This window comes from Methylobacterium sp. UNCCL125 (genome assembly GCF_900116795.1).
Classification (GTDB): Bacteria; Pseudomonadota; Alphaproteobacteria; order Rhizobiales; family Beijerinckiaceae; genus Methylobacterium; species Methylobacterium fujisawaense.
The window spans coordinates 183317-199331 of record NZ_FPBW01000009.1; the positions used below are offsets into that span (position 1 = coordinate 183317).

18 protein-coding genes are annotated in these 16015 nt (G+C 68.0%); 10 read left to right on the plus strand and 8 right to left on the minus strand.

Annotated elements, in window-relative coordinates; all coding sequences use genetic code 11:
- The first annotated feature begins 30 nt into the window (after positions 1-30).
- From BM396_RS11285 to BM396_RS11310, 6 genes are all read left to right on the plus strand, one after another.
- The gene (locus BM396_RS11285) at positions 31-216 is read left to right on the plus strand and encodes a twin transmembrane helix small protein (protein WP_043380112.1); all 186 of its coding nucleotides are present in this window, start codon (positions 31-33) and stop codon (positions 214-216) included.
- Positions 217-409: 193 nt separating this feature from the next.
- A complete protein-coding gene (locus BM396_RS11290) occupies positions 410-985 on the plus strand; it encodes an acyloxyacyl hydrolase (RefSeq protein WP_244447782.1) in 576 nt (191 codons plus the stop codon).
- 13 nt (positions 986-998) lie between these two features.
- On the plus strand, positions 999-1571 hold the full coding sequence (locus tag BM396_RS11295) for a cob(I)yrinic acid a,c-diamide adenosyltransferase (protein ID WP_043380117.1): 573 nt from the start codon (positions 999-1001) through the stop codon (positions 1569-1571).
- Positions 1572-1740: 169 nt separating this feature from the next.
- Positions 1741-2490, plus strand: coding sequence for an electron transfer flavoprotein subunit beta/FixA family protein (locus BM396_RS11300; protein ID WP_043351331.1), 750 nt, complete (start codon positions 1741-1743; stop codon positions 2488-2490).
- Positions 2491-2557: 67 nt separating this feature from the next.
- Entirely contained in the window at positions 2558-3511 is a 954-nt protein-coding gene (locus BM396_RS11305; RefSeq protein ID WP_043351329.1) for an electron transfer flavoprotein subunit alpha/FixB family protein, read from the plus strand.
- 183 nt (positions 3512-3694) lie between these two features.
- Positions 3695-4576: a 3-hydroxybutyryl-CoA dehydrogenase gene (locus tag BM396_RS11310; protein ID WP_043351327.1), complete on the plus strand. Its 882-nt coding sequence runs from the start codon at positions 3695-3697 to the stop codon at positions 4574-4576.
- Positions 4577-4621: 45 nt separating this feature from the next.
- On the opposite strand, the gene BM396_RS11315 is transcribed toward BM396_RS11310, so the two are convergent.
- From BM396_RS11315 to upp, 4 genes are all read right to left on the minus strand, one after another.
- On the minus strand, positions 4622-4927 hold the full coding sequence (locus BM396_RS11315) for a hypothetical protein (RefSeq protein ID WP_043380120.1): 306 nt from the start codon (positions 4925-4927) through the stop codon (positions 4622-4624).
- Positions 4928-5042: 115 nt separating this feature from the next.
- Positions 5043-6056: an NAD(P)H-quinone oxidoreductase gene (locus tag BM396_RS11320; protein ID WP_043380122.1), complete on the minus strand. Its 1014-nt coding sequence runs from the start codon at positions 6054-6056 to the stop codon at positions 5043-5045.
- A gap of 132 nt (positions 6057-6188) precedes the next feature.
- A complete protein-coding gene (locus BM396_RS11325; RefSeq protein ID WP_043351321.1) occupies positions 6189-7430 on the minus strand; it encodes an ABC transporter substrate-binding protein in 1242 nt (413 codons plus the stop codon).
- 177 nt (positions 7431-7607) lie between these two features.
- Positions 7608-8243: a uracil phosphoribosyltransferase gene (gene upp / locus BM396_RS11330; RefSeq protein WP_043351319.1), complete on the minus strand. Its 636-nt coding sequence runs from the start codon at positions 8241-8243 to the stop codon at positions 7608-7610.
- Positions 8244-8765: 522 nt separating this feature from the next.
- Between upp and BM396_RS11335 the strand changes: the two genes are divergently transcribed.
- Complete coding sequence (locus BM396_RS11335) at positions 8766-10457, plus strand: methyl-accepting chemotaxis protein (protein ID WP_043380125.1); 1692 nt, start codon at positions 8766-8768, stop codon at positions 10455-10457.
- An 85-nt stretch (positions 10458-10542) separates the two neighbouring features.
- Here the strand turns inward: BM396_RS11335 and BM396_RS11340 are convergent, their stop codons facing one another.
- Positions 10543-11004, minus strand: coding sequence for a DUF2852 domain-containing protein (locus BM396_RS11340; RefSeq protein ID WP_043380127.1), 462 nt, complete (start codon positions 11002-11004; stop codon positions 10543-10545).
- A 57-nt stretch (positions 11005-11061) separates the two neighbouring features.
- A complete protein-coding gene (locus BM396_RS11345; RefSeq protein ID WP_043380129.1) occupies positions 11062-11736 on the minus strand; it encodes a TetR/AcrR family transcriptional regulator in 675 nt (224 codons plus the stop codon).
- Between the two features lie 263 nt (positions 11737-11999).
- Between BM396_RS11345 and BM396_RS11350 the strand changes: the two genes are divergently transcribed.
- The 3 genes from BM396_RS11350 (at position 12000) to BM396_RS11360 (ending at position 14120) form a co-directional block, all read left to right on the plus strand.
- Positions 12000-12314, plus strand: coding sequence for a hypothetical protein (locus BM396_RS11350; protein WP_043380132.1), 315 nt, complete (start codon positions 12000-12002; stop codon positions 12312-12314).
- Positions 12315-12436: 122 nt separating this feature from the next.
- Entirely contained in the window at positions 12437-12844 is a 408-nt protein-coding gene (locus tag BM396_RS11355) for a thioredoxin family protein (RefSeq protein WP_043380135.1), read from the plus strand.
- A gap of 148 nt (positions 12845-12992) precedes the next feature.
- On the plus strand, positions 12993-14120 hold the full coding sequence (locus tag BM396_RS11360) for a glycosyltransferase family 2 protein (RefSeq protein WP_244538860.1): 1128 nt from the start codon (positions 12993-12995) through the stop codon (positions 14118-14120).
- A 5-nt stretch (positions 14121-14125) separates the two neighbouring features.
- On the opposite strand, the gene BM396_RS11365 is transcribed toward BM396_RS11360, so the two are convergent.
- Both BM396_RS11365 and BM396_RS11370 read right to left on the minus strand, forming a co-directional pair.
- Positions 14126-15076 (minus strand): helix-turn-helix domain-containing protein, encoded by a 951-nt coding sequence (locus BM396_RS11365; RefSeq protein WP_043380137.1) that lies wholly within the window; start codon positions 15074-15076, stop codon positions 14126-14128.
- Between the two features lie 153 nt (positions 15077-15229).
- A complete protein-coding gene (locus BM396_RS11370) occupies positions 15230-15997 on the minus strand; it encodes a zinc-ribbon domain-containing protein (RefSeq protein ID WP_043380140.1) in 768 nt (255 codons plus the stop codon).
- Between the last annotated feature and the right edge of the window lie 18 nt (positions 15998-16015).

The window sequence follows — 16015 nt, forward strand, 5'->3', positions numbered from 1 at the left end:
GGCTCCGGCCCCACCCGGATCCCCACCCGCATGTCGTCGAATACCCTCGTCCTGATCGCCTGCCTTGCCGTCGCCGCCATCCTGCTCCTGGGCTTGGCCAACATGATGCGGGGCGGCAGCGCCAGTCTCTCGCAGAGGCTGATGCGCCTGCGCGTGCTCCTGCAATTTGTGGCGATCGTGATCATCATGGGCGTCGTCTGGTGGCGTTCGGCCTGAATTCCGCCGGGACGGGTGTGACCGCGCCGCCGCACCGAACACCTTTCGGCCCGGTAACGGATGAATTGGCCGCCGCATATCGCGGGCCTCTGCTACGCTCGGTAGAAGCAAATCGCTGCGCCTAACCGGCCGAGCCCGCATGACTGCCCCTTCCCGCCTCTGTCTGTTCGGCATCCTGACCGGGGCGGCGATCATGCCGGCTTCGGCCGCGGACGCGCCACCGCCGCCGCCTGCCGCCTACCTGGCCCCCGTCCAGCCGCTCAGCATCGTGTCCGAGATCCGGATCGGCGGCGCGGTGCAGGACCCGGGCAGCGCAGAGGGCAAGCTCCCCGGGTTCAGCAAGGCGAACGTCAACGGCGAGATCCTCTTCGCCAAGCCGATCCTCAGCGCCGATCCGTTCTGGCAGGCTTTCGTGCCGCGGCCGACCGTCGGCGGCAGCTACAACACCGGCGGCCGGACCAGCTACGCCTATCTCGGCGCGACCTGGACCCTCGAAGTCTTTCCCGAGACCTTCAACCGCCGCGTCTTCCTCGATGGGTTCTTCGGCGGCGTAGCCCATAACGGCTGGACCGGCCCGAAGGCGGAGACGCCCTACGGCTTCAACACGCTCGGGTGCTCACCCATGTTCCGCGAGGCGGCGGCTCTCGGCTTCCGTATCACGGAACATTGGAGCATCATGGCGACGATCGAGCACATGTCGAATGCCGGGCTCTGCGCGAATAATCGCGGCCTGACGAATTACGGCGGCAAGATCGGCTACACGTTCTGAGGCATCAAACCCTTTGGTCAAGCTCAACCGCATCTACACGAGGACCGGCGACAAGGGCACGACCGCCCTGGCGGACGGACAGCGTCGCTCGAAGGCGGATCTGCGGGTCGAGACCTACGGGACCGTCGACGAGACCAATGCCTGCATCGGACTGGCGCGCCTGCACACGCAGGGGCCGCTCGACCAGATGCTCGGGGCGATCCAGAACGACCTGTTCGACCTCGGGGCCGACCTCGCGACGCCGCCGAGCCCGGAGCCCCTCCCCTACGAGCCGCTGCGGATCGTCGCGAGCCAGGTCGAGCGGCTGGAGCGCGACATCGACGGCCTGAACGAGGCGATCCCACCGCTGAAATCCTTCGTGCTCCCCGGTGGATCGCCGGCCGCGGCGGCCCTGCACCTCGCCCGCACCGTCTGCCGCCGCGCCGAGCGCCTGGCGGTCAGCCTCGCCGCCCGGGAGGACGAGACGGTGTCGCCGGAGGCGCTGCGCTACCTCAACCGCCTCTCCGACTTCCTGTTCGTGGCGAGCCGGGCCGCCAATTCCGACGGCGCCGACGACGTGCTCTGGGTGCCCGGCGCCAATCGTTGAGCCCGGGCCGAGGGGTTTTCGCCGGGCCGCCACGGCGCCGCGTTGACAAGGCGGAAATGTGGCCGTTACGGTCCGCGCGCCTTGCGTGCCCCCGCCACGCTGCGCCTTGCGCGCCGTGGAAGTGGCCTGCACGACGACAAGAATCCTCCGGGGAAGGATCGTGACCGCCATGAAGGTGCTGGTGCCCGTCAAGCGGGTTGTTGACTACAACGTCAAGATACGCGTGAAGGCCGACGGCTCCGGGGTCGAGCTCGCCAACGTGAAGATGTCGATGAATCCCTTCGACGAGATCGCCGTCGAGGAGGCGATCCGGCTCAAGGAGAAGGGTACGGTCACCGAGATCGTGGCGGTGTCGATCGGCCCGCAGCAGGCGCAGGAGACGCTGCGCACCGCGCTGGCCATGGGCGCCGACCGTGCGATCCTGGTCAAGACGGACGTGACCTGCGAGCCGCTGGCGGTGGCGAAGCTTCTGAAGGCCGTCGTCGAGAAGGAGAGCCCGCAGCTTGTCATCCTCGGCAAGCAGGCGATCGACGACGACTCGAACCAGACCGGGCAGATGCTCGGTGCGCTGCTCGGCTGGCCGCAGGGCACCTTCGCGTACAAGATCGAGCCGGGCGAGGGCAGCCTCGACGTGACCCGCGAGGTCGACGGCGGCCTGCAGACCGTCAGCCTCAGGCTGCCGGCCATCGTGACGACGGATCTGCGCCTCAACGAGCCGCGCTATGCATCGCTGCCGAACATCATGAAGGCGAAGAAGAAGCCGCTGGAGGAGCTGACGCCCGACGCGCTCGGCGTCGACGTGACGCCGCGGCTTACGGTGCTGAAGACCGCCGAGCCGCCGGGCCGCTCGGCCGGCGTCAAGGTCGGCTCCGCGGCCGAGCTGGTGCAGAAGCTCAAGGTCGAAGCCGGCGTCATCTGATCCGCAGGCGGGGCTCCCGAGCCACGGTCGAGCCCCGCGCCACAACCCTCAAGGGCACCAGCAGACCATGACGACACTCCTTTTCGTCGAGCACGGCAACGGTCAGATCAAGGACGGGACGCTGAAGGCGCTCTCGGCCGCCAAGGAGATCGGCGCCCCGATCCACGCTCTGGTCCTGGGTTCGGGATCGCAGGCCGTGGCCGCGGCGGCGGCCAAGCTCGACGGAGTCGAGAAGGTCCTGAACGCCGAGGACGGCGTCTACGACCACGATCTCGCCGAGCCGGTCGCGGCGCTGATCGCGTCGATTGCCGAGCCCTACGACACGATCATCGCCTCGGCTTCGACGACCGGCAAGAACGTGCTGCCCCGGGTGGCGGCCCTGCTCGACGTCGCGCAGGTCTCCGACATCATCAAGGTGGTTGCGCCCGACACGTTCGATCGGCCGATCTATGCCGGCAACGCGATCCAGACCGTTCAGGCGCCGGCGGGCAAGAAGGTGATCACCGTGCGGACGGCCGCCTTCAAGGCTGCGGCCGAGGGTGGCGCGGCCGCCCCCGTCGAGGCCGTGTCGGCGGGCGCGCCCGAGGCCGGCGGCTCGACCTTCAAGGGCGAGGAGATCGCCAAGTCGGATCGCCCGGAGCTGGCCTCGGCGCGGATCATCGTGTCCGGCGGGCGCTCGCTCGGCTCGTCCGAGAAGTTCCACGAGCTGATCGAGCCGCTGGCCGACTCGCTCGGAGCCGCCGTCGGCGCCTCTCGGGCCGCCGTCGATGCGGGCTACGCGCCGAACGACTGGCAGGTGGGGCAGACCGGCAAGGTCGTGGCGCCGGACCTCTACGTCGCGGTGGGCATCTCGGGGGCGATCCAGCACCTCGCCGGCATGAAGGACTCGAAGGTCATCGTCGCCATCAACAAGGATGAGGACGCACCGATCTTCCAGGTGGCCGATTACGGGCTCGTGGGCGATCTCTTTCAGGTCGTGCCGGAGCTGCAATCCGAGATCGGCAAAGCCAAGGGTCAATAACGGAACGGAATCTGGCACCCCGCGAGTATTGTCGCCGAAGGCGGATTCGCGGGTTCCTTCCGGATCGAAGATTGGTCTAGAACGCTGCGACGGCGAGACTTCGCGCGGTGCCGTCGCGCTCGTGCCCTCGGTCGAACCGGGCGGCCGTGTATCGGCATCCGCATTGGGGGCACAGGTCGGCACATGCATATGGAGATCAAGCGGGTCGGCATCATCGGCGCAGGCCAGATGGGAAGCGGCATCGCGCAGGTCTGCGCCACCGCCGGCCTCGACGTCCTGCTGAACGATCGCGATCCCGCCCGGCTCGAGAATGGTCTGACGGTCATCGAGGGCAGCCTGGGCCGCCTCGTTTCGAAAGGCACGCTGTCGGAGGAGGACAGCGCTCAGGTTCGGTCGCGGATCGTATCCGCCCGGGACTTCGCCGCCCTTGAGCCGTGCGACCTCGTGATCGAAGCTGCGACCGAGAACGAGGCCACGAAGCGCGAGATCTTCAGCAGCCTGTGCGGATCGCTGCGTCCGGAGACATTCGTAGCGACGAACACGTCGTCGATCTCCATAACCCGTCTGGCGGCGGCGACGGACCGGCCGGAGAAGTTCATCGGTATCCACTTCATGAATCCGGTGCCGGTGATGCAGCTCGTCGAGCTGATCCGGGGCATCGCCACCGAGGATACGACCTACGAATCCGCCAAGGCGTTCATCGCCAAGCTCGGCAAGACTTCGACGATGTCGGAGGATTTTCCGGCCTTCATCGTCAACCGCATCCTGCTGCCGATGATCAACGAGGCGATCTACACGCTCTACGAGGGTGTCGGATCGGTCGAATCGATCGACACGGCCATGAGGCTGGGCGCGAACCATCCGATGGGCCCGCTTCAGCTCGCGGACTTCATCGGTCTCGACACCTGCCTGTCGGTCATGCAGGTGCTCTACGAAGGCTTGGCGGATTCGAAATACCGCCCGTGCCCTCTGCTCGTGAAGTATGTCGAGGCCGGCTGGCTCGGCCGTAAGGCCAAGCGCGGGTTCTACGATTACCGCGGGCCGACGCCGATCCCGACCCGCTGAGCCGTCAGGCCGCGGGACGGTTGGAGAAGCCGTCCCGGGTTGGTGTTATTTCGGCGCGTTGCCGTTGGCCCCCGGTTGCGCGGGCTGCGGATAGGACGGGTTGCCGCCCGCCACGCCCGTGCTGTTGGTCGGCGACGCGGCGCCCGACTGCCCGTTCACCGAACCCGTCACCTCCTTGCGGGACGCGTCCTGGCTCTGGCTGGCGTAATCCTTCGGCGAATTGGCGCCGTTCCATGTGAGGAGACCCACGGTGGCGATCGCCAGCAGAACGAGGCTCCCCACCAGGACCCAGAGCATCGGTTTGCCGCGCTCGCCCTGACGGCTCTCGTTGGGATTCAATCTCTCGACCATCTGCAGAACCTTCCTCGGCGGGACGCCACACGCCGAAACGGGCGCTGTGCGACACGATCTCGTTACCGGCCGCCAACGCGGGGCCGCCGAGGCAGGTTCCTGCCGGATCGCGGTGTCACCGCCCGGTCGTCAGAAGGATCTTGCCGAGATGCGCGCTCGACTCCATGAGTTCGTGCGCCTCCCGCGCCTGCTCCAGCGGGAACGTGGCATGGGTGACGGACCGGATGCGCCCGGCATCGAGCTCGGGCCAGATATCCCGGCGCAGCCCCTCGGCGATCGCTGCCTTGTCGGCCTTCCCGCGCGGCCGGAGCGTCGAGCCGGTAAAGGTCAGGCGGTTGCGCATGATCGGCGTGATGTTCAGGCCATCGACCTTGTAGCCGCCCATCAGGGCAATCATCACGAGCCGGCCGTCCGGAGCCAGCGACTTCAGGTTCCGGGCCAGATAGCTTGCACCGATCATATCGAGGATCACGTCGACGCCACGTCCGTCGGTGAGGCGCTTCACCTCCTCGGCGAAGTCCGCCTCCTTGTAGTTGATCGCGGCATCCGCCCCCAGATCTTCGCAAAACCGGCACTTCTCGGCCGAGCCCGCCGTGGCGAAGACCCGCGCGCCGACATGCTTGGCGATCTGGATCGCCGTGGCACCGATGCCGCTCGATCCGCCATGCACGAGGAAGCTCTCGCCGGGCGCGAGCCGTCCGCGCTGGACGACGTTCGAATAGACCGTGAAGAAGGTCTCCGGCAGGCCGCCGGCATCGACGAGCGAGACCGCCTTCGGACGCGGCAGACAATGGGCCGCCTCGGCCACCGCATACTCCGCATAGCCGCCGCTGATCACCAGGGCGCAGACCTCATCGCCGAGCGACAGACCCGTGACCTCGCTCCCGATCGCGACCACACGACCGGCGACTTCGAGGCCGGGAATCTCGGTGGCGCCGGGCGGCGGCGGATAGACCCCCGCGCGCTGCGCGACATCGGGGCGGTTCACGCCGGCCGCCACCACTTCGATCAGGACCTGTCCGGGTCCCGCATGCGGCATGGGGGCGGTCTCGACGCTGATCACCTCCGGGCCCCCGGAACCCGCGAAGCGGATCTGACGCATGGTCCCGGGCAGGTCGGTGCTGGCCATCAACGATAATCCTTTGCGCGCACGTGATCTCAGCCGCGCTCACGCCGACGCGGTACGGCTCTACTTGCGGCAACGGGCGCGCTTGGCAAGCCGAAGGCGCCGCACGCATCCGTTGCCGGTCCGAACGGCAAGCTAGCGGGCGGCCGCCTTGACCGCCGCCGGCAAGACGATCGCGCCCTGCGCCAGGCTCTTCGGCCAGACCGCGACCTGCTTGCCGTCCTGCCACTGCGCCATCAGTCCGGTGACGAAGCCGGGACCGTATTTGATCGAGTGCGTGAACGGGTCGTCCTTGCCGTAGAACTGCGTCCGCCCCACGGTTCCGACCCAGTCGGTCTTCTCCAGGGCCTCGACGAGCTTGTCGGCCTCGGTCGAGCCGGCGCGCTTCACCGCATCCGCCGCGTAATAGACCTGATCGTAGGCCATGTAGCCTGCGTAGGACGGATCGCTGCCGAAGCGCTTCTTGAACGCGTCGCTGAAGGCGAGCGACTTGTCGGTGATCGCCGCGCCCGGCACCGCGATGCTCTGGAAGATCACGCCCTGCGTGGCGCCGTTGGTGTTCGCCCAGAAGGTCGAGGAGGTCGCCTGCGAGTTCATCCCCGTCATGGCGAGGGGAACCTGCTGGTTCTGCCATTGCACGGTCGGCTGCACGCCGACATGCGAGATGCCGGTGACGATCAGGTCGGGCTTGGCCGCCTCGATCTTGTTGTAGATCGGTGTGAAGTCCCCCGTGTCCGGCGAGAAGCGGATATGGTCGACGACCTTCACACCGATCTCGGGCAGGCACTTCTCGTAACCGACATCGAGGGGACGGGTCCAAGCCGCGTCCTCGCTCATGATCGCGGCCGTCTTCACCTTCATCAGATCGATCAGCATGTCCTTCGTAGAATCGCAGATCGACTGCGCCAGGGCCGCCGAGGTGAGGTAGCCGTGGAAGGTGTACTTGTTGCGCGCGTAGTCCTTGTGGATCGCGAGGCTGATCTCGTTGGAGGCGGCACCGGGCGTGATCATCGGCGTCTTGAGCCGCGCCGCCCAGGGCATCAGTGCCAGCACCACCTCGGAGATGTAGCTGGCGATGACGAGATTAACCTTGTCCTCGGAGACCGCCCGCTGGAAGGCCCGGACCGCGTCGGAGGCGGACGACTTGTCGTCGTAACTGACGATCTGGATCTGGCGCCCGTCGATCCCGCCCTTGGCGTTGATCTCGTCGGCGGCGAGCTGGACGGCCTGCGGGATCGAGGCGCCGACGACCGACTGCGCCTCGGCGATGACCCCGATCCGGATCGGGTCGGCGGCGCGTGCCTGCGTCGACCCCAGCAATCCGGCCACTGCGAGCAGGGCCAGGACACGACTCGAAACGCTGCGTTCCATCGGCATGGGCTTCCTCCTGCGGCCCGTGCGGTTTTTGGCGCCGCATCGGATCCGAGGCAGGATTGTGCTCTATTCAGGCGCGTGAATACAATGTGCAGATACGGAAAGCGGTGACAGATGATCCGTCTGCCGCGCGCACATCTGAAATCGCGATCCGACCGCGACGACGGCTGAGTTTGGATTCTACCGGGTGCCGTACATCCGGTCGCCGGCATCGCCGAGGCCGGGGACGATATAGCCGTGGTCGTTCAGATGGCTGTCGATCGCCGCGGTCCAGACCGGCACGTCGGGATGGGCGGCCTGGAACTTGGCGAGGCCCTCCGGAGCCGCCAGCAGGCAGACGAAGCGCAGATCGGAGGCACCACGCGCCTTGAGCCGGTCGAGGGCCGCGATGGCCGAATTGGCCGTCGCCAACATCGGATCGAGGACCAGAACGGTCCTGTCGGCGAGATCGGACGGCGCCTTGAAATAGTATTCGACCGCCTCCAGCGTCTCGGGATCCCGGTACAGCCCGATATGGGCGACGCGGGCCGACGGAACCAGCGACAGCATACCATCGAGGAAGCCGACCCCGGCCCGCAGGATCGGCGCCAGGACCAGCTTCTTGCCCTGGATCTGGCGTCCCTCCATCGGCTGGAGCGGCGTCTCGATCGTCACCGGTTCCAGCGGCAGGTCGCGCGTCACCTCGTAGGCGAGGAGCATGCCGATTTCGTTCAGGATCTGACGGAAACCCTTGGTCGAGCGGTTCTTGTCACGAAGATGCGTCAGCTTGTGTTGCACAAGCGGGTGATCGACCACGGTGACCCGACCCGTCGGCATTCGCCCCCCCTCCATCAGTAAGGGAGGATCAATGCCGGAGCCCGCGCCGAGGCGCAACTCGACGCTGCGGCCCGGCGACGGCCCATGTGTCGAGGGCGCTCGGAGGCACTGCGGAGCGCGCGGCGCAAAGACAAGTTCGGCGCGGGCGACCGGTCGCCGCGGCGATCGGAACACTCAGGCGAGCCGCGGAATGCCTATCCAACGAGTGCCGGGTTGAAAGCCGCGGATCATGGGGCTTAAAAATCGCGGCCGCCGGCCCTCATAACAGATCTTTTATCATGGCCATTCATTTTTAGATCAATACGCCAGCGGATTATAATCCAATGTATAATAGTAAAATCGCTACATTTACAATACATGCGACGATAGTAAAATAATATCTTGTGCCATATTGCAGGGTTTTGTTTTAGCTTGCACGCCATAGCCGTGACTTGCTCAGATTAATTAAAGCTCTAAATCGGATCACGAGCATCCTTTCTTCCGATGCGACCCTTCGATCCTCCGATCCGATCGGCCCCGTTTATGCGTCTGACCACGTCAATCACAGCAATGCTTGGAATCCTCTTCGGAGGGCTCGCACTGATATCGGCGGCTCAGGGTGGCCTGTCCCTGCATCAGCTCAGCGACATCGGTGAAGCGGCGACGACCCTTGCCGGAAACTGGATCCCCTCGCTGGAGAAAGTGGGCGCCATCGAGATGGCGGCATCCGAGGTGCGCATCAAGCAATACCGCCTCATCATGCTGTCGGACACGCCTCAGCATCGGATGACCAACGCGGCCAACCTCGCGGAGACGCACGCCCAGTTGCTGCGAGCCCGTCGCGCCTACGAGCCCCTGATCAGCACAGCTGAGGAACGGAAGCTCTACGATGCCTTCACGGCCTCATGGAGCCGATTCGAGCAAGCGGATCACGAGGCGCTTCGCCTGCTCGAATCGGGCCAGGAACGGGAGGCCCGCGCCCTCCTGGTGAACCCCGACGTCGTTGGCATGTACGATACCGCCCGTGCGGCCCTCGCGCGTCTGGTGGCCCATGACGAGGAGGCCGCGGCCCGGAACGCCGATACCGCGATGGCCAGGGTCAACACCGCGTCGGTGGCCGCATATGTAGGAATCGCCCTTGCCCTCGTGTCGGCTCTGGGCGCGGCGATCTTCGGCCTGCGTCATGTTTCGCGCCCGATCGCCGCGATGACGGGTGCGATGACCAAATTGGCCGAGGGCGACGCTCGCGCGGTCATCCCGTTCAAGCACCGGCGCGACGAGATCGGCGCCATGGCGGGGGCGGTCCAGGTGTTCAAGGACAATCTGCTCCGCACCCATCAGCTCGAGGCCGAAGCAGAGGCAGCGCGACAGCATGCGGAGGCCCAGCGCAGGCTCGGGATGCGCCAGCTCGCCGATCGCTTCGCGGAGACCGTCGGCGGAATCATCGCGGAGGTCTCGGCCTCGGCCATCGGGCTGCAGACCACGGCCCGGTCCATGACGGCCACTGCGGCGGTGACCGCCGAGCAATCCACGACGGTCGCTGCCGCGGCCGAGCAGGCGGCGAGCAACGTCAGCACCGTCGCGGCGGCCGCCGAGGAACTCGGCACCTCCGTGCAGGAGATCGGCCGGCAGGTCGATGGCTCGGCCAACTTGGCGCGGGGTGCCGTCGACGAGGCGGATCAGACCGGTGCGCTTGTCCAGAAGTTGAGCGAGGCCGTGTCGCGGATCGGCGACATCGTCGGTTTGATCTCGACCATCGCCGGCCAGACCAACCTTCTGGCGTTGAACGCCACGATCGAGGCGGCCCGGGCGGGTGTCGCCGGACGCGGCTTTGCTGTCGTCGCCACGGAGGTCAAGGCGCTGGCCGAGCAGACCGCGCGCGCCACGGAGGAGATTTCGAGTCAGATCACGCGGGTGCAGGCTTCGACGGGGGAGGCCGTATCGGCCATCGGCGCCATCACGGCGCGGATCCGCGAGATCAACGGGGTCGCGACCTCGATCGCCGCCGCCGTGGAGCAGCAGGGCGCCGCCACCCACGAGATCGTTCGCAACGTCGGCCAAGCCGCGGCCGGCACGAGCGAGGTGACCAGCAACATCGTCAGCGTCGCCGATGCAGCCGAAAAGACCGGCGCGGCGGCCGGTCAGGTTCTGGTCGAAGCGTCGCGGCTCTCGGAACGATCCGAGCACCTGAACGCCGAAGTGGCACGGTTCCTGGAAACCGTCCGCGCGGCCTGAACGCTCGCATGGGTGTCGCGCCGGCGCTTGAACCACCGGGACGGCGCGTCCGGGCCCCTGAGCCCGGACGCCCACAGATTCAGGATCAGACGGAGCGATCCCCGCCCTCGGCCCGGCGCTTGGCCATGAAGGCATCGAACTGCTCACGATCCCGGGCGCGCTTCAGCTCCTCCACGAACTCGGAGAAGGCGCGGCTCTCTTCCTCGAGGGCACGCCGCTGCGCCTCCAGACGGTCGAGCTCGGTGCGACGGTACGCGTCGAAGGCGGCATTGCCGCTGCTGTCGCGTCGATTCGCGGCCTCGAACGCCCGGGCGAAGCGCGAGGCGGGGCGTCCTCCCTCGAACTCGGAAGCCGCGCGCCGCGCCGCGTCGCGCATTTCCGCGAAGGCCGGATAACCCGCAAGCTTCCAGGCCACCAACGCGAGGCCGACCGGCCACCAGTAGATGAAACCGACGACGATTGCGCCAATCTCCAGCGACCGGCGCGGGAACGGGCCAGTCCGGCAGAGCTTGCCGGTCGCCCCGGGTGAAGAGGTTTGAGAGGTCACGGCTGTGCTCCGCTGTTCATGTGAACGCGGTTAACATGCGGGTCCCGGAGGTGCCTTTCAAGGTCGTCCGAGACCGCCCTCGCGCTCGGTCTGTCGGGAGGCTCCGTGGACGAGCGCCAGGACCCCGGCCCGCAGCAACTCGTACTTGTCCGGAAATCCCGGTCCGCGCGGCAGATGTCCGGCGGCCGACAGGGTCGCGAGGCCGTGGGCCAAGGCCCAAACCTCCAGGGCGATGAAGCGGGGTGCCACGCCCCCGAATCCGTCCGAGAACGTCGCCTGCAGCGCCTCGACCAAGAGATCGAACGGGCTCGGCCGCGACGCCACCGCATCGCTGGCCGCCGTGTCGAGGTCGGCGCCGCCGGTGGGGAAGCCGCGCGTCTCGAAGATCGCCGCATAGTAGGCCGGCTCTTCCTCGGCGAAGGCGAGGTAGGTCTCACCCATCCGCGTGAACCGCTCCAACGGCGTCCCGCGCGACGTCAGGGCCCGCGCCAGACGGGCGGCGAGTTCCGCGAAACCGCGCCCGGCCAGCTCCTCCAGAAGCGCCTCCCGGCCCCGGAAATGGCGGTACAGCGCGGCCGGGGTGACGCCGACGAGGCGCGCGGCTTCCACCAGGGTGAAGCCGCCGATTCCGCGCTCGGCGATGAACCGGCGCGCGGCCTCCAGGAGGGCCTCCTTCAGATTGCCGTGATGGTAGCTGCGCCGGTCGTCCGGCCCGTCCCGCCAGGGTCGCAAGATCTCATCATCCTTCGCGCGCCTGTTGCACCTCATAGGACCCCAGCGCCGCTGTCGAGTCCAAGGCCCCCAGAGACTGTGTCTCCAGGACCGCCCTTCGGTATGACGGCCGAACGCGACGGTTGTTTCGGGCCGCCCCGCACCACGCTTGACCACCTCCCGAGCATGCAACACTATTACATCGGAAAATCCAGAGGGATCGACGATCCCCCCGGACGGCGGCGAATGCCGGGACATCCAGTGCAGGACGACGAGCATCGCGCATGGCCTATGTGAGCCTCAAGGCGTGGCGCGCCCGCTCGGCGGAGCGTGCCGAGATCGCGACGCGCCTGAAGCAGGACCTGCGGTTGGCCCTGCGCCTCGGGGAGGACGATACCCTGGCGGTGAACGAGATCGCCTGCACCGATCCAGGCTGTCCCGACATGGAGACCATCGTGCTGGTGATGCGCGCCGGCGTGCCCACGCGGGCGTTGCGGATCCGGCGCCCCATCGACGCGGTGGATGCCGACGACATCGCGGCGCTGGCCGAGGAAGACCGGTCGTCCGGAGCGCCGTCGACCGGCGTCTCGACAATGTGATCGTGCGCGGGCGCTTTCGATCTTCGGGCCGCCCAGGATCTCGCGACGCGCCCGGGCGCGCGGCGTAGCATTCCTCAAACACCGCAATCCGGTCCATCAGCAGGCCGGGAGGAAAGCACGCCATGAAGAACCGCCGTCACGTCCTCGCGCTGGCCGGCCTCGCCCTCACCTCCCCCATCCTGCTCGGAATGCCGGCCCCGGCCATGGCGGCCGAGACGCTCCCGTTCTCGGATGCGGCCTTCGAGGCTGCGCAGAAAGCCGGAAAGCCGGTCCTGGTCGCGGTCAGCGCCCCCTGGTGCCCCATCTGCCGCACGCAGAAGCCAATCCTCGCGAAGCTCGCGGCCGAGTCGCGCTTCAAGGACCTCCAGATCTTCGACATCGACTTCGACAGCCAGAAGGATCTGCTGAGGCGCCTGAACGTCCGGATGCAGAGCACGCTGATCGCCTACAAGGGAGCGACCGAGGTCGGACGCTCGGTCGGCGAGACTCAGCCGGAATGGATCGAGGGCCTCGTGGAGAAGACCCTCTGATCGGCCGCGTCCTGCGAGGCCGGCCTGTCCGGTCCCGTTCAGGGAAGCTCCGACATAAGCCCGATGCGGGCCCGCGCGACGGGTCCGGCGGAGAACTTCACCGGTGTCGAGCGCCCTCCTGTCAGACGATCCGTGTCCCGATGCGATCGTGGCCGTACCCGTGCGAAACGAGGAGGAGCGGATCGCCGCCTGCCTGAAGGCGATCGACGCCCAGGAGGGTCTGGAACCCGGCCGCCTCGGGCTGGTGCTGTTCCTGAACAACTGCACGGACGGTACGGAGGCCCTCGTGTCGGCATTGGTGCCGACGCTGTCGATCCGGGTCCGGGTGCTGAGCGAGAACTTTTCCGGCGCCCATGCCGGCTGGGCCCGGCGCAGGGCCATGGATGCCGCCGCCGCCTGGCTGGGTGATGCGGGGAATGCGGGGATCATCCTGTCCACCGACGCCGACAGCCGGGTCCCGCCCAATTGGGTCGCCCGCAATCGCGCGGCGATCCGGGCGGGGGCCGACGCGGTGGCCGGCCGGGTCGAGCTCGATGCCGCTGAGGCGGCGCTGCTGCCGCCCTCGCTTCCTGCCCGCGGGCGCCTGGAGGATCTCTACGACGCCCTCATCACCGAGGCCGAGGCGCGGATCGACCCCGACCCGCACGATCCCTGGCCGTGTCATCGGACAGCGATCGGGGCGACCCTGGCGGTGACCCGGAGCGCCTACCTTGCGGTCGGCGGCATGCCCGAGATCCCCCTCGGGGAGGACGGTGCCTTCATCGCGCGCCTGCTCGAACACGGCTTGCGGGTCCGTCACGCCACCGATGTGTGCGTGACCATCTCGGCGCGACTCGCCGGGCGGGCTCCGGGCGGTGTCGCCGACACGATCCGCTCCCGTTGCGAGGAGCCCGACGCGCTCTGCGACGCCCGGATGGAGACCTTCCCGCGCGCCGTGCGGCGCTACGCCTGGCGCCGGCGGTTCCGTCGGATGCACGATCGCGGACTGCTCGCCCGGAACGAGGCCTGGGCGCGGGCCATCGGGATCGCCCCCGTGGAAGCGCGGCGGATCGCTGCGCTCCCCCTTGGCCAGGCCATCGCCGAGGCTGAGCGGCTCAGCCCGCATCTCGCCTATCGTCCGATCGGTCCGCGGCAGTTGCCCGGCCAGATCCGGATCGCGCGGCTCGGCATCGCCGCACTCCGCCTCGGTTTCGGCCTCCTGGGCTTCGCGCGGCGGATCGCGGGTTCAGCGGCCTCCGGCCGGCCGGTCGCGGATCCGCGGGGCAGCCGGATCTGATATCCTCAGAAACGGCCTTCCAAGACGTCCCGTGGGGCCATGCCGAACCGGCGGCGGAAGGCGCGGCTGAAGGCGGCCGCATCGGTGAAGCCGCAATTGGCCATCACGGATCCGATCCGGGTTCCGCTCGTACGCGACCGCAGCCGCCGGTAGGCGCGGTCGAGACGCGCGTCGCGGATCTTTGCCGCCACGCCCTCGTCGCCCGTGAAGGCCGCGTAGAGCCGGCTGCGCGAGACCCGCAGGGCGGCCGGAAGCGATTCGGGCCCGAAGGCGGGATCGTGCAGCCGGCGCTCGATATGGGCGAGGGCCAGAGACCGGACGGCTTCGCCGGAGAGATCGTTGTCCCCCTGGTCGCCCTGACCGTCGGCGAGCGCGCGCAGAAGATGCAACACGCCCTCCAGCGCGATGCCGGCCTCCGCCTCCGTCATGCCGCCGACCGTCTCCGAGAACGACCGAAGATAGGTCGCGAACAGGCCGCTGAGCGGCGTGGCCCGGAGCTTGCGCCCGACAAAGGCCGGCACGTTGCCCACTTGCGCCAGGAAGGCGGCACGGGGCACCTGTAGGCGGATCTCCTCATAGGCGTCGCGGCTGCCGATCGCGAACGGTTGATCCATGGCATGGACCGTGATGTCGCCGGCGCTCAGCAGGGCGCCGCTGTTACCCTGCTCGACGAAGCCGCCCCCCTGAACGAGAAACGCGATCGCGATGTCGTCGCGCCCGTCCTGGCGCACATGGTGCGCCGTGCGCTCGACCCCGATCGGACCGCTGAGGGTGTGCAGGACCACGCCGTGCGTGGAGACCGCGAGCCTGCGGCCCGCCGTGAACGGCACATCGGGCGCGAGCATCGTCGCGTCCACCCGGGCCAAAGCTGTGCTGCGCCAGTAATCGAAGGCGCGCTTCTGCTCGACCGTGTCGGTCGTCTGGATGACGATGGGAACCGTCTCGCGGACACTCAAAGCGGGTCTGCCCCGGGCGCCAACAACAGCCTGCGCGCCTTCGCGCGTTGGAACCTCAACGAAGCAAATTGCAGATCTGAGGTCGCGGCGCAACCTTAAATAGATGACGCCGATAAGCCGAATGGTCTCGCCGCGGAGCGACGCCGGGAGCGATCAACGCTCGGACGCTGCCACCCGCGCGTCCGGCCGGGCGCCCGACGCATCGGCGAAACGCACCAGGATCGCGCGGCCATCGGACGGTGGTGCCGACAGGCTCGCACGGAATCGGGCGGTCTCGGTTGCGGCGAGGACCGCCCGTGGCGGCGCAACCGAGAAGGTGCGGATCGTCCGGCCACCGGCGTCGCGAATTTCAACGCTCAGCGGCGCGACCGGAGCGTCCTTACGGGCAACGCCGACGAGGTCGCCTTCCACCACCAATTCCGCAGGATGGCCGTCCTCGGCAGGGTTGGTGAAGGCCACCACGTCGCGGATCTCGATGCCTCGGATGTTCACGGGCAGGCCGACGCGTGCGAACAAGGAGGCGGTCTGCGGCGCGGCTTTGACCACGCTCGTCCGGGCGAGGCAGGCGAGCGGCAGTGAAGCGAGGAGCACCAGACCGAAGGCCAGGGACGGCGACAGGCCTGGAATCGCGCGACGGCCTGTCCCGGCGGATTTCGAACGCCGGGCCTTTCGCGGGACGGTGGGAGCTGGGACGTCGGCCGCCGTTCGAACCGAGGCCGTCGCCTCCTCCCACGCGGCGTCGGCGAGCGGATCGGCCTCAGCACGCGCGGCGAGTTCCGCCTCATGGCCGGCGAGAACATCGGCCGGCGTGATGAACCACGTCTCGCGACAGGCGGCACAGCGGACCGAACGGCCCTCCATGCCGACCTTGCTGGCATCGATGCGATATTCGCTCGCGCAGCTCGGGCAGGCGATCAGCATACGCCGCATACTCGCATC

Excerpts from the sequence above, each read along its gene's own strand:
- BM396_RS11370 (WP_043380140.1), bottom strand. The coding sequence starts at position 15,997 with ATGCTGATCGCCTGCCCGAGCTGCGCGAGCGAATATCGCATCGATGCC.
- BM396_RS11315 (WP_043380120.1), bottom strand. The coding sequence starts at position 4,927 with ATGGTCGAGAGATTGAATCCCAACGAGAGCCGTCAGGGCGAGCGCGGC.
- BM396_RS11300 (WP_043351331.1), top strand. The coding sequence starts at position 1,741 with ATGAAGGTGCTGGTGCCCGTCAAGCGGGTTGTTGACTACAACGTCAAG.
- BM396_RS11305 (WP_043351329.1), top strand. The coding sequence starts at position 2,558 with ATGACGACACTCCTTTTCGTCGAGCACGGCAACGGTCAGATCAAGGAC.
- BM396_RS11335 (WP_043380125.1), top strand. The coding sequence starts at position 8,766 with ATGCGTCTGACCACGTCAATCACAGCAATGCTTGGAATCCTCTTCGGA.
- BM396_RS11310 (WP_043351327.1), top strand. The coding sequence starts at position 3,695 with ATGCATATGGAGATCAAGCGGGTCGGCATCATCGGCGCAGGCCAGATG.
- BM396_RS11355 (WP_043380135.1), top strand. The coding sequence starts at position 12,437 with ATGAAGAACCGCCGTCACGTCCTCGCGCTGGCCGGCCTCGCCCTCACC.
- BM396_RS11350 (WP_043380132.1), top strand. The coding sequence starts at position 12,000 with ATGGCCTATGTGAGCCTCAAGGCGTGGCGCGCCCGCTCGGCGGAGCGT.
- BM396_RS11285 (WP_043380112.1), top strand. The coding sequence starts at position 31 with ATGTCGTCGAATACCCTCGTCCTGATCGCCTGCCTTGCCGTCGCCGCC.
- BM396_RS11290 (WP_244447782.1), top strand. The coding sequence starts at position 410 with ATGCCGGCTTCGGCCGCGGACGCGCCACCGCCGCCGCCTGCCGCCTAC.
- upp (WP_043351319.1), bottom strand. The coding sequence starts at position 8,243 with ATGCCGACGGGTCGGGTCACCGTGGTCGATCACCCGCTTGTGCAACAC.
- BM396_RS11325 (WP_043351321.1), bottom strand. The coding sequence starts at position 7,430 with ATGCCGATGGAACGCAGCGTTTCGAGTCGTGTCCTGGCCCTGCTCGCA.
- BM396_RS11320 (WP_043380122.1), bottom strand. The coding sequence starts at position 6,056 with ATGGCCAGCACCGACCTGCCCGGGACCATGCGTCAGATCCGCTTCGCG.